Source organism: Streptomyces sp. NPDC058239, from assembly GCF_042882185.1.
Classification (GTDB): Bacteria; Actinomycetota; Actinomycetes; order Streptomycetales; family Streptomycetaceae; genus Streptomyces.
Window position 1 is genome coordinate 30,198 of the sequence record NZ_JBHVWS010000052.1, and the last position, 12,728, is coordinate 42,925.

A 12,728-nucleotide genomic window follows, 5' to 3' on the forward strand; every position below is an offset into this window, starting at 1 on the left:
TTTTTTTGCGGGCTCTTTTTTTTTTTGTGGTTGTGGGGGGGGCCCGCTCCGGGGCCCCCCCCACACACCATGCGCTAGTGCCGGCCGAGTCCCCGGTCGACCGCGGTCATCAGCTCGCCGTCGTCGGTGTCCCCGTCCAGCGACCAGAACATCGCGCCGCCCAGACCGTGCTTGCGGATGTACGAGGTCTTGGTGCGCAGCACCTGCGGGTCGTCGTACGTCCACAGGGTGGTGCCGTCGAACAGCCAGGCGCTGCCGTCCCTGACGTTCCGGTGGATCTTGTACGTGCTTGAGTCGGCCAGCTTCTTGAGGGCCTTGTAGTCCTCGTAGCCGGCGGCCCAGGTAGCCGGCGCGGGTGCCGTGGCGGGCCGGCCGAGACCGTCGCCGCCGCCCGTGACGCCGGTCCAGCCCTGACCGTAGAACGGCATGCCCATCACCAGTTTGCGGGCAGGGGCGCCGCGCTCGATCCAGTCGCGGACGGTCTGGTCGACGCTGAAGTCGCCCTTCGCGTACAGCGCGGACTGCTGGGCCGTGGTCGCCTCGCCGGAGACATGGAAGTCGTAACCCTGGAGGTTGACGAAGTCGAAGTCCCGCATGATGCGGCGCACATCGAAGCCCGCATCGATCTTGGCGGGGGCGGTGGGGACGAACGCGGAGAGCTCGTAGTGCTTCGGCTTCGTGCCGTGGCCCCTGCTCTTCTGCGTCTTCGCGCTGTTCTTCGCGTAGGCGTCGAGCTGGGTGCGGAACTCGTGCACCAGCGCGGTGAAGTTCCGCTTGTCCTCGGGGCGGTGGACCGTGTCCGTGTCGCCGGCGGAGCCGGGCCACTCCCAGTCGATGTCCACGCCGTCGAAGAGACCGGCCGCGGCGCCCTGGCCGCCGCGCGTTCCGTCCACCGGCAGGTTGCCCTTGATGTACAGGTCGATGCAGGAGGAGACGAACGCCTTGCGGGAAGCGGCGGTGCGGGCCGCGTCCGAGAAGTGGGTGGACCAGCTCCAGCCGCCCAGGGAGATCATGACCTTGAGGCCGGGATGCTCGGCCTTGAGCTCGCGCAGTTGGTTGAAGTTGCCCGCCAGGGCCTGGTCGTCGGTGTCGGCGACACCGTCCACCGATCCCGCCGCGTCCAGCGGACGGACGTAGTCGGCCCAGGCGTCGGCCTCGCCGGGCACATTGCCGGTGAAACACTTGCCGTCGGCGCTGACGTTGCCGAACGCGTAGTTGATGTGGGTGAGCTTGGCCGCGGAGCCGCTCGTGTCCAGGTCCTTGACCTGGAAGTCGCGCCCGTACACGCCCCATTGGGTGAAGTAGCCGACGCGCTTGTAGGCGGGGGCCGAGCCGTGGTCGCCGGTGCTTGCGCTGCCGTGGCCGGCGGAAGCGGAGGCGGCGGGGGTGATGCCGGCCGCCAGCGCGGCTGCGCAGGCGGCAATGGCCAGGGAGGACAGGGTTCTTCGACGCATGAGGCCCGTTCCTGTGCGTGTGCTGAGAGGTACATGAGTCGTGCTCTGTGGAGAGGAAGCTATTGGTCTGGACCAAAAGGGGTCAAGGGGTTGGGGAGAACCCGGGCCGGAAGGGTCGGGGCCTCTCCGGCGATTGGTGGCGGGTTATGCGTGAGGTCGTGATGAATCATCACTTCGGGTGAAACTCTGGCCTGTGCTTGCGATCCACAACCGACGGTTGCCAGGCTGTTGCAGACTGTCAACCTGTTGGGAGTGGCCTGTGACTTTCGGTGAGCAGCCCGCCTATCTGCGCGTTGCGAGCGATCTGAGAGAGAAGATCGTCAACGGTTCGCTGCCGCCGCATACGCGCCTGCCCTCGCAGGCCCGTATCCGCGAGGAGTACGGAGTCTCGGACACCGTCGCGCTGGAGGCGCGCAAGGTCCTCATGGCCGAGGGTCTGGTCGAGGGGCGTTCCGGCTCCGGTACCTATGTGCGTGAGCGCCCGGTTCCGCGCCGGATCGCCCGCTCCGGCTACCGGACCGGGGCCGGGGCCAGCCCGTTCCGCCAGGAGCAGACGGCGGAGGGGGTGCGCGGGACCTGGGAGTCCCGCAGTGAGCAGGAGGGCGCGAGCGGTGAGATCGCCGAGCGCCTCGGCATCGAACCGGGCGACCGGGTGATGCGTACGAGATACACCTTCCGGGAGGCCGGGGAGCCGATGATGCTCTCCACCTCCTGGGAACCCCTCGCCGTGACGGGGCGTACGCCGGTGATGCTGCCGGAGGAGGGGCCGCTGGGCGGCTGCGGGGTGGTCGAGCGGATGGCCGCGATCGATGTCGTCGTGGACAACGTGGCCGAGCAGGTCGGCGCGCGCCCGGGGCTGGCGGAGGAGCTCCTCGCGCTCGGCGGCGTACCGGGCCATGTGGTGATGGTGATCGAGCGTACGTATTACGCATCGGGTCGCCCGGTCGAGACGGCGGACGTGGTGGTGCCCGCCGATCGCTTCCGGATCGCCTACCACCTTCCGGTCAGGTGACCGATACCCGGAGGGCGCCGTCCGGCGTCGGTGACGACAAGTTAACGCCCTGTCGGGTCCCGTAACCGAGGGGCAATCACCGGCTGCAATGGCTTGTCATGTCCCGCTCCTACCTTCCCGTTCGTACCCGCACACCGGACGACGAACGGGAAGTCACCGATGACGGACACAGCCACACCGAAGACGGCCGAGGCGCCGGCCGGGATTCCGGCGGCGCCGGCCACGGAGGTTCCGGCCGGGCCCGATGCTCCGGCTCCTGGGCGCAGTTATGCGAAGCTCGCCGCCGACGAGAGCCGTGAGGACTACTCCCTCCGCTACGCACCGCACTCCTTCCGGCGCTGGTCGCCGTCCACGGTCGCGGGCACCGCGCTCGGCGGAATCGCCTATCTCGCCGACTTCGCGATCGGCGCCTCGATCGTCTTCACCTACGGCTTCACCAGCGGACTCGCCTCGATCCTCGCCGCCGCGACGATCATCTTCCTCACCGGCATACCGATCGCCCGGGCCTGCGCGAAGTACGGCCTGGACATGGACCTGGTCACCCGTGGCGCAGGCTTCGGATACTTCGGCTCGACGCTGACCTCGCTGATCTACGCGTCCTTCACCTTCATCTTCTTCGCCCTCGAAGGCTCGATCATGGCGCAGGCCATGCATCAGGCCGTCGGGCTCCCGGTCGAGGCCGGTTATCTGCTGACCACGCTCATCGTCATCCCTGTCGTCTTCCGGGGCATGGGAGCGCTCGCCAAGGTGCAGGCGTGGACCCAGCCCATCTGGATCATCGGCATGGTGCTGCCGTTCGTCGTGCTCGCCTTCGAGGCGCCGGAGGCCTGGGGCGCGTTCGGTTCCTTCGGCGGTACGCAGGGCGCGGGTTCCGGATTCTCCTGGATCGGCTTCGGACTGGGTACGGGCGTCGCGCTCTCGCTCATCGCCCAGATCGGTGAGCAGGCCGACTATCTGCGCTTCATGCCGGCGAGGACGGAGTCCAACAAGCGGCGCTGGAACCTCGCGGTGCTAGCCGCCGGGCCCGGCTGGGTCGTCATCGGGGCGGCGAAGCAGCTCGGCGGCGCGCTGCTCGCCTTCGTCGCACTGGAGGCGGTGGGCAAGACGCACGCGCTGGAGCCGATCGCGCCGCAGATCGAGGCGCTGAAGCCATGGCTCGGCTCGTTCGCCCTGCCCGCGGCGGCGGTCTTCGTGATCGTGTCGCAGATCAAGATCAATGTGACCAATGCCTACAGCGGTTCGCTGTCCTGGTCGAACTTCTTCTCCCGGATCACCCACAAACACCCGGGCCGGGTCTGGTACATCTTCCTCAACCTCGCCATCGCGCTCACGCTGATGGAGATGAACATGTTCGCGGCTCTCAACAAGCTGCTGGGCTTCTACTCGAACGTGGGCATCGCCTGGATCGCCGCCGTCGCAGCCGACCTGGTCATCAATAAGCGGATCGGGCTGAGTCCCCGGTACATCGAGTTCAAACGGGCCTACTTGTACGCGGTGAACCCGGCCGGATTCGGCGCGATGGTGATTGCGTCGGCCGTTTCGATCCTGGCCTTCTTCGGGCTCTTCGGACGCTATGCGGAAGCCTTCTCGACCTTTGTCGCGGCCGGACTGTCATTGACTCTCTGCCCGTTGATCGCCTGGGCGACCAAGGGGAAGTACTACCTGGCCCGGCCCAACCCGGTGAACGGTCCCGGTGTCGAGGTCGCGGACATCACCGCCAGCCACACCTGTGCGGTCTGTGAAACCGCCTATGAGCTGCCGGACATCGCCGACTGCCCCGTGCAGGCAGGGCCGATCTGTTCGCTGTGCTGCTCGCTCGACGCGGAGTGCGGGGACGTCTGCCGCAAGCAGCCGTCGGCCGGGCCCGTCCTCATGCCGATGCCGACGGTCCGTACGGCGGCGGAGGCGCAATAGGGGTTGGGAACCGGCGGCGTAACTGCTGCAGGGGGCGCATCCAACCGGGTGCGCCCCGTCTTCATGGCCGGATCGGTATCTCTTTGTGTAATTACGTATCCGTTGAGTGAAGGTCAGGCGTAGGCTCCGGCATATGCGTACTGCGGTTTCCTGGGGATCCTTAGAGACGTGCATGCCGTTCGAGGGAGGGGCGCAATGCTGGGGAGGGGCGCGATGAGCGACAACGGTGCCGAGCTCCCTTGGCTGGTGATACGGCAGGACGACAACGGCAATCGCTACCGCGTCGGCAGGTATGCCACACAGGGCGAGGCCCAGAAGACTGCCGACAAGCTCGACGCCCACGGGCACAAGCAGCTCTATTGGGTGGAGCGCATCGGGCAGAGCGCCCGGCCGTAGAGCGTCCGCGAGGAGTGGGGCGCGCGCGTTACGCTCCGGCTCATGAACGATCGTGTGGTGGTGGCCGGAGCCGTCTACGACCGGGGCCGCCTGCTGGCCGCGCGCCGCAGCGCCCCGCCCGAGCTGGCCGGCCGGTGGGAGCTGCCGGGCGGGAAGCTGGAGCCGGGGGAGAGCGGCGAGCAGGCGCTCGTACGGGAACTCCGCGAGGAGCTCGGCGTGGAGACGGAGCCGCTGGAGCGCATCCCCGGTGAGTGGCCGCTGAAGCCCGGGTACGTGCTCCGGGTGTGGACGGCCCGTCTGGTGTCCGGGGTGCCCGCACCGCTCCAGGACCATGACGAACTGCGCTGGCTCGGGCCCGGCGAGAGTGACGCGGTCGACTGGCTGGACCAGGACCTGCCCGCGGTCGCGGAGGCGATGCGCCGCCTGCCGGACGGTGCGCCCCGCTGAGCGGAACACCGCGGCGAACGCTGTCGGCGTGGATTCCGGTGGCGCGCGCCGCTCGCCCCGTGCGCCCCTCTCTCTGTGTACGTCTGTTCGTGCGCGCGGCCGTACACCCGTACGCCCCACGTGTCGGCCCTGGCGATAGTTCGCCCCGAATATCGGGTATGTCCTGATTAGCCCCCGTAAACAGGACGTTCCCGTTGCTGGTCTTGGGAAGTGATCGGCGTGATCGACACCGAAGGCGACTGCGCCGAGTGGACCTTTCCGGCTGTGCCGGGCGCCGTGCGTTCCGCGCGGCATGCCGTCCATGAGGCGTTGCGCGGCTGGGGGCTCGACGCTGCCGTGGGGGATATGACAGTTCTGCTGGTCAGCGAGTTGGTGACCAACTCCATGCAGTACACATCGGGCCCCATCGGCGTACGGCTGCTGCGCCCCCATCTCAACGGTCACGCCCCCGCCGCCCGTCCCGGACTGCTCGTGGAAGTCTCCGATCCGCTTCCGGATCCGCCCACCGAACGTATGGCGGGACCCGACGACGAGGGCGGCAGAGGACTGCAGCTGGTGGCCTGTTCTGCTCGCCGCTGGGGGACCCGACGCGGAAAGACCGGCAAGACCGTGTGGTTCGAGCTGGCCCTGCCTGGTTAGGAGTGGGGTGGGACGCACAGCGATCACCAGAGGTCGGGCAGAACCTGGCTGAAAGGGACTGAGACCGTGCTGTGATCGTGAACGCCGTGTCGGTAGGGGCCGTAGTGCTGAATACTGCGGGCAGGACCGGTCCGGTGTGTGAGCTGGAGGGGACGGTCGCGTGAGCGAAATACCTGGGACAACGGGCGACATTGTGTGGCAGAGCAGCCCGCCTGGCTCGATCTATGACTACATCAGGGTCGCCTCCTTCTCGATCGGCCCCGACGGCCTGATCGAGCAGTGGAGCCGGCGGGCCGCCGGCCTCTTCGGCGTTCCCGCAGACAAAGCGGTAGGCATGGATCCGGTCGAGGCGTTCATGCCCGCCGAACTGCGCACGGACGGGCACCGCCGGGTCGGCGAGATCCTCGACGGCAAGGAGTGGACGGGCCTCGTCCCCTTCCGGATACCGGGTGATGATCCCGTGCGCGGGCTCGCCGAGATCTATGTGATGCCGAGCGAGACGGGGACCGGGGAACGCGCCGCGCTCTGCATCGTCGTGGACGTCCGCGCGCTGCGCCGCATCGAGACGGACCTTGCTGCGTCACAGGCCATATTCGGCCAATCTCCCTTCGGTTTCGTGCTGTTCGGTACGGACCTCACGGTGATACGGGCCAACCAGCGCTTCGCCACCGTCTTCGGCGGCCAGGCCGCCGACCACCGCGGCCGTACGGTCGACGACTACCTCTCCCGCCCCGAGGCCGACCGGCTCACCGTCACGCTGGAGCGCGTTCTGGAGACCGGCGTATCCGTCACCGATCTCCAGCTCGTCGGCACCGCGCCCGGCGACAGTGACAACCGCCACTGGTCCATGAACCTCTACCGCGTGCACAGCGGATCGGGCCGTCCCATCGGCATCGCCGGACTGGCCACCGATGTGACCCGACGGCACATCGCCGCCCGTGAGGCGGCCAGCGCCCGCCGCAACCTCGCCCTGCTCAACGAGGCCAGTGCCCGTATCGGCAACTCCCTCGACCTGGAGACCACCGCCCGCGAACTCCTCGATGTCGCCGTGCCCGGCTTCTGCGACCTCGCCTCCGTCGACCTCTACCAGGGGCTGCTCACCGGTGACGACGCGCCGCCCGGCAGCTGGGATTCGCTCCGTCAGGAGTCCGTCGGCGGCTCCGCCGAACTGCGCCGCGTCGCCCTTGCCAGTGCCGTGTCGGACGCCCTGCCCGCCACCGCCGCACCCGACACGGTCACCGGCCCGCCCGCGCTCGGTGCCGTGCACCGCTTCTCGTACAACTCGCCCTGTGCCATTGCCCTGCGCACCGGTCATGTCGAGGATGTGCCCGGCGACGGCCGGGGCTTCGTCCAGTCCACGCTCGCCGTACCGATGGTCGCCCACGACACGGTGGTCGGTCTCGTCCAGTTCTCCCGCACGAAGGGCAGCGAACCCTTCGGCGAGAGAGACCGGGCACTGGCCACCGAACTCGCCGCCCGCGCCGCGGTCTGTATCGACAACGCCCGCCTCTACCGACGCGAGCACGAGCGCGCACTGATCCTCCAGCGCAGCCTCCTGCCACCCGGCGACCCCGTGGCCGCCGGCCTGGACATCGCCTGCCGCTACCTCCCCGGCAACACGGCCACCGAGGTGGGCGGCGACTGGTTCGACGTGATCGAGCTCCCCGGCCACCGGACCGCCCTCGTCGTCGGCGACGTCATGGGCCGTGGCCTGCGAGCCGCCGTGGCCATGGGCGAACTGCGCACCGCAGTACGGACCCTGGCACTCCTGGACCTGGAACCCGCCGAAGTGCTCTCCGCACTCGACGAGGTCGCCCGCGGGCTCGGCACCCCAGGCGGCGGCACCTCCTCATCCGACGGTTTCGGCGGCGGCGCCCAGTGGCCCTCGAGGGCCGCCCACAAGTCCCGCGAGGCAGACCTCTCCGAGGTCTACCTGGCGACCTGCGTCTACGCGGTCTACGACCCGGTCACCCGGCGGTGCACCTTCGCCAACGCCGGCCATCTCCCCCCTGCCGTGGTCGAGCCGGGCGAACCGGCCATGCTGCTCGACGTCCCGCCCGGTATGCCGCTCGGCGTCGGCGGCGAACCCTTCGAGGAGGTCGAGGTCGAGCTGAAGGAGGGCGCCCTGCTCGCCCTCTACACGGACGGCCTCGTCGAGTCCCGCGACCATCCGCTCGACGAAGGACTGGATGCCCTGCGCGGTGCGCTCGTCGAACCGGAACGGCCGCTCGAAGACGTCTGCGACCACGTACTGACCACCCTCGACACCCGGCACGGCGAGGACGACATCGCCCTGCTCATGGCCCGCATCCGGGGGTTGCCGGCCGACGCCGTCGGCGACTGGCGGCTGCCCCGCGAACCCCGCTCCGTCGGCCGCGCCCGCGAACTGGCCCGTGGCCGGCTGCTCGCCTGGGACCTCGAGGAACTGGTGGACACCACCGAACTGCTGGTCAGCGAACTGGTCACCAACGCCCTGCGGTACGGGGAGGGCGAGATCCGGCTCAGGCTGCTGCGCGACCGTACGCTCGTGTGCGAGGTATGGGACGCGGGTCTCGTCCAGCCGCGGCGGCGGCGGGCACGCGACACCGATGAGGGAGGGCGTGGGCTGCAGCTGGTCGGGCTGCTGAGCGTGGCCTGGGGGTCGAGGCGGACACCGCGCGGCAAGACCGTCTGGTTCGAACTGGCGCTGCCCGACGGGGAGCCGGCCGCCGAGCGCACGGTCGAGCAGCTGCTGAGCATGTTCTGAGCGGTTCAGGAGGCCGCCGTGCCCGCCATGGGGTCGCCGACGGCGCTGCCCCGTCATCAGCCCGCCGGGACCGCTGTCACGAGCCCGTTTTCAGGGCGGCGAGACGGGCCTCGACCTCGGCGCTGTCGCCCATGCTGTCCAGTTGCTCGAACTGGGCGTCCAGGGACGACGCGGCGAGCTCCTGCTTGCCCAGCGCCCTCGCCTCCTCGCGCCGTACCTTGTCCTCGAAACGGCTGAGTTCGCTGGTCGGGTCGAGCACATTGATGTTCTTGACGGAGTCCATCATCCGGTTCTGCGCCTGGGCGGACTTGGCGCGTGCGACGAGCTCGTCACGCTTGGACTTCAGCTCCGTCAGCTTGGTCTTCATCTGGTCCAGGCCGGACTTGAGCTTGTCCACCACCTCGGTCTGCGAGGCGATGGTCGGCTCCGCGGTCTTCGCCTCCTTCTCCGACTGGAGCTGACGGCCGAGCGCGACCTTGGCCAGGTTGTCGAACTTGTCCGCTTCCGCGCCCGCCCCCGCCGCCCGCAGCTCGTCGGCCTTACGACTGGCGGCGAGCGCCTTGCCGCCCCACTCCTTGGCCGCGTCGACGTCCTCCTGGTGGTCCTGTTCCATCAGCCGCAGATTGCCGATGGTCGCGGCGACAGCCTGCTCGGCCTCCGAGATGTTGGCCGTGTAGTCGCGGATCAGCTGGTCCAGCATCTTCTGCGGATCCTCCGCCTGATCCAGCAATGCGTTGATGTTGGCCTTCGCCAGCTGGGTGACGCGGCCGAGGATGGTCTGCTTGGTCATGGCACCTCTCCTGTGCGTGAGTACGAATGAAGCCTTGAGCCGGTGTCCGCGCCGTCGGTTCAGAAGCGGCCGCCGCCGCCCCGCCGGCCGCGCGTGCCCCCGCCGCCGAAACTGCCCGGCCCGCCGCCCCCGCCGAAGCCTCCTCCGTAACCCCCGCCGCCGCGGCCGCCCCCGCCGCCACCCAGGAGTCCGCCGAGGATGATCCCGCCGAGCACCGCGCCGCCGACCCCGCCGCCCCCTCCCTGCATACCGCCCGGACCGCTTCGGCCCCCGTACGACCGCACATCCTGTTCGGCCAGGCTCCGGGCCTGCCCGGCCAGGGAATCCGCCTGCTGCGCCTGGGCCAGCGCGCCCTGGGGATCGCCGGTCCCGGCCAGTTCACGGGACCGGTCGAGCCGCCGCTGGGCCTCCGCGAGGCGGGTCCGGGCCTGGCTGCCCACGGCTCCGCGGTTGGTGGTGATGTAGTCGGCTGCGGCGCCGATCGCCGAACGCGCGGTGAGCGTCGCCTGGTCCAGAAGGGAGCGGGCCCGCCGGTTGCCCTGCTCCTGTTCCCGGGCGCCGGCCAGCGCCTCGTCGAGCGCCGCATCGGCCTCCTCCACCCTGCGCAGTGCGTCGATGGGGTCGTACGGACCGGCCTGCATCTCCCGCTTCACGTCACCGAGCACCGACTCCGCGCGCGCGATCCGGCCCCGTAGGTCCGCCGTCGACACACCCTCCGCGGTGCCTTCGAGCAGCCCGCCCGCATCGGCCAGGTCGGCTTCCGTCTCGGTGAGGGCGGCAGGAAGTCTGCCCGCTGCCTCCGCGAGCTCCCGGCTCCTGCGGTCCACGGCATCGACGAGGGTGGTCGCCTGGTCGACAGCGCCCTCGGCGGCCCGTACGTACACCGCCGCCGCGGCGTTGTTCCCGCTGTCCACCGACTGGCGGGCCCGGTTGAGGCCGGAAGTGGCGAAGACGAGCCGGTCCTTGGCCTGTTCGACGGCGCCCGCGACCGGCGCGGAGGCCGACTCCGCGTACCGGCTGCGCAACGCTGTCAGAGCGGCCTCGGCAGCGGAGACACGGCCGGCGAGAGCACGGAAAGCGGTCTCGGCCGTGGCCAGGGCCTGCGGAGCGTTACGTTCCAGGGCGCGCAGCCGGTCGAAGTCCTCGGACACGGCGTCGAGGCGGGTGTTGGCGTCCGTGCAGCGGCTGATGATCTCGTCCAGCATCCGGCGCCGCGTCGCATCGTCCTCGGGAAAGGCGTCGTCCAACTGCTGGCGCAACCGGAACGCGGCCGTCAGCTCACCCTTCGCGTAGGTGACGGCCTCGGTGAAGGGGGCTGCGGCCTCTTCACCGAACTGGGCGGTGGCAAAACCCAGTTCCTCCTCACTGGTGCGGACCGCGTCGTCGGTGTCCACCAGCAATTCCTTCGCACGGGCATCGAGCTCCGGCAACGGAGTCGGTGGCCGGGGCGGCGGGCCCGCTCCGGCGGAGCCCGGACCCCAGCCGGTCGCTCCGGGCGTGGTGCGGGTCGTGGCCCGCCTCCTGCGCCGGGTGTACGCATAGCCGGCGACCGCTGCCGCTCCGCCGACGACGACCACCGGCAGAATCAGGTCCCCGGCACTCGTCCCGCCGGAATTCCCGGTTCCGGGATCGGCGACGCCAGGCGTGATCGTCGGGGTGGGCACGGGCTTGTCGGCCAGCACGGCGGAGTACCCGTTCGCGGCGCCGATCGCCGCGCCGGCCCAGTCGTGCACCCTGAGCGCGGGCTCGATCGCCGTGCTCGCCACGTCCTGGAGCTGGGCGTCGGTGAGGCGTGAGCCCTGTTCGACGGTGTACGCGTACTGCCGGTCGTGGGTGGCGACGGCGAGCAGGACGTCGTCGCGGCCGAGGCCGTTGCGGTTGGCCGTCTCATCGGCCCAGCTCTGCGCGGACCGGCCGGAGAAGTCCCGTACGTAGACCACGAAGAGCTGGATGCGGCGGTCGGCGTACAGCCGGTCGAGCGCGGCCGTGACCTGGTCCCTGCGGTCCCCGAGTGCCCCCACCTTGTCGGTGATCTGCCCGTCCTTGGACAGGGTGACGGGATCGTCGGCGCGAGCGGTCAGCGCGGCGGGAAGGGCCAGCCAGCACACCGTCAACAGCACGGCGAGAAGGGCCCGGCCCGGTATGGATATCCGGGTACGGCTCACGAGCGGCATCACATTTGTGAGGCTATGTCCACCCTCTGTCACCCGCGACCGGGCGGTCGGTCCCGGAGCCGGGAACGACGCCGTTCATACTGCGACGGCACACCGACATCAGGCATTCAGGGGGACGGACGTGCGGACGCGGACGAAGCGCATGACTCAGGCCGTACGGAACCGGGCGGCCCGGTTCCGCTGGAGTGGGCTGTGGGGCACCTGGCCGAGACGGATCGCTCTGGGAGCGGTCCTGGTGATCGTGGTACCGGTCCTCACAGCCGGGATCGCCCTGCGGCTCAACTATTCAGGTGACCCCGGCGACGGCACCCGCACCCGTGGCCGCGACGCCATCTGGCTCGGCCACGCCTGGGTCGACGGGCGCAAGGACGACGCAGACCTCGCCGCGTTCGCCGCCCGGATCAAGGGGACCGGGATCAAGGACCTGTACGTCCACGCCGGGCCGCTGGAACACGACGGCACCCTGCCCGCCGCCCGCTACCCCCGGGCGCGGTGGCTGCTCGACGCAGTACACCGCACCCTGCCCGGCATCCGGGTCCAGGCCTGGCTGGGCGACAAGCTCGCCACCGAAGGGCCCGACGGGCTGCGCCTGGAGCGGGCCGCGTCCCGAAGCGCTGTCGTCGCATCGGCGCGGCAGATCCTGGACGCCGGATTCGACGGCGTCCATTTCGACCTGGAGCCGCTGCACTCCGGCGACGGCCACTACCTCTCGCTCCTCGACGACCTGCGCGGGCTCACACGGGCCCGCAAGGTTCCCCTGTCGGTCGCCGCCCACCAGATGGACCCGCTGCCGGCGGCGCACAGGGTGGTGGGGGCGCTCAGCGGCCGTCAGAAATGGTGGTCGCAGAAGTTCTTCGGGCAGGTCGCACGCCGGGTCGACCAGATCGCCGTCATGTCGTACGACACCTGGATGCCGCTGGAGGGCATGTTCGGCGGTTACGTCGCCGAGCAGACCGCGCTCGCCCTGGAGGTGACGCCCCCGGAGACGGATCTGCTGATGGGGCTGCCGTTCTTCCACGAGAACGACCTCGGACACCACGAGTCGGCGGAGACGGTCGCGGGGGGGGGGCGGGGGCCCCCCCGGGGGGGGGGGGGGCCCGGCCCCGGCCGGGGCCGGGGGGGGGGGGGGGGCGGTGTGGGAATAGCGGCGCGGGCC

At 70.1% G+C, this 12,728-nt stretch carries 10 protein-coding genes; 7 read left to right on the forward strand and 3 right to left on the reverse strand.

Features of this window, described 5'->3' with window-relative positions; genetic code table 11:
- Positions 1–74: 74 nt before the first annotated feature.
- Positions 75–1,454: a glycoside hydrolase family 18 protein gene (locus ACFVYE_RS37335; RefSeq protein WP_383975942.1), complete on the reverse strand. Its 1,380-nt coding sequence runs from the start codon at positions 1,452–1,454 to the stop codon at positions 75–77.
- 259 nt (positions 1,455–1,713) lie between these two features.
- On the opposite strand from ACFVYE_RS37335, the gene ACFVYE_RS37340 reads away from it, so the two are divergent.
- The 6 genes from ACFVYE_RS37340 to ACFVYE_RS37365 all read left to right on the forward strand — a co-directional run bounded on the left by ACFVYE_RS37340 (position 1,714) and on the right by ACFVYE_RS37365 (position 8,608).
- Complete coding sequence (locus ACFVYE_RS37340) at positions 1,714–2,466, forward strand: GntR family transcriptional regulator (protein WP_383075817.1); 753 nt, start codon at positions 1,714–1,716, stop codon at positions 2,464–2,466.
- Positions 2,467–2,625: 159 nt separating this feature from the next.
- On the forward strand, positions 2,626–4,380 hold the full coding sequence (locus ACFVYE_RS37345) for a purine-cytosine permease family protein (RefSeq protein ID WP_383975944.1): 1,755 nt from the start codon (positions 2,626–2,628) through the stop codon (positions 4,378–4,380).
- A 195-nt stretch (positions 4,381–4,575) separates the two neighbouring features.
- Positions 4,576–4,776, forward strand: a complete 201-nt coding sequence (locus ACFVYE_RS37350; RefSeq protein WP_383975946.1) for an SPOR domain-containing protein — start codon at positions 4,576–4,578, stop codon at positions 4,774–4,776.
- Positions 4,777–4,818: 42 nt separating this feature from the next.
- Complete coding sequence (locus ACFVYE_RS37355; protein WP_093896846.1) at positions 4,819–5,223, forward strand: (deoxy)nucleoside triphosphate pyrophosphohydrolase; 405 nt, start codon at positions 4,819–4,821, stop codon at positions 5,221–5,223.
- A gap of 210 nt (positions 5,224–5,433) precedes the next feature.
- Positions 5,434–5,862 carry an ATP-binding protein gene (locus tag ACFVYE_RS37360; RefSeq protein WP_383975949.1) on the forward strand — a complete coding sequence of 143 codons (429 nt, stop codon included), beginning with the start codon at positions 5,434–5,436 and terminating at the stop codon, positions 5,860–5,862.
- A 193-nt stretch (positions 5,863–6,055) separates the two neighbouring features.
- The gene (locus tag ACFVYE_RS37365) at positions 6,056–8,608 is read left to right on the forward strand and encodes a SpoIIE family protein phosphatase (protein ID WP_383975958.1); all 2,553 of its coding nucleotides are present in this window, start codon (positions 6,056–6,058) and stop codon (positions 8,606–8,608) included.
- 76 nt (positions 8,609–8,684) lie between these two features.
- Here ACFVYE_RS37365 and ACFVYE_RS37370 read toward each other — a convergent pair whose 3' ends face one another.
- Both ACFVYE_RS37370 and ACFVYE_RS37375 read right to left on the reverse strand, forming a co-directional pair.
- Positions 8,685–9,398 carry a PspA/IM30 family protein gene (locus tag ACFVYE_RS37370; RefSeq protein WP_383975950.1) on the reverse strand — a complete coding sequence of 238 codons (714 nt, stop codon included), beginning with the start codon at positions 9,396–9,398 and terminating at the stop codon, positions 8,685–8,687.
- A gap of 59 nt (positions 9,399–9,457) precedes the next feature.
- The gene (locus ACFVYE_RS37375; protein WP_389608423.1) at positions 9,458–11,572 is read right to left on the reverse strand and encodes a TPM domain-containing protein; all 2,115 of its coding nucleotides are present in this window, start codon (positions 11,570–11,572) and stop codon (positions 9,458–9,460) included.
- Positions 11,573–11,714: 142 nt separating this feature from the next.
- Between ACFVYE_RS37375 and ACFVYE_RS37380 the strand changes: the two genes are divergently transcribed.
- Positions 11,715–12,728, forward strand: a 1,014-nt coding sequence (locus ACFVYE_RS37380; protein ID WP_389608424.1) for a hypothetical protein, incomplete at its 3' end; no start/stop codon positions are given.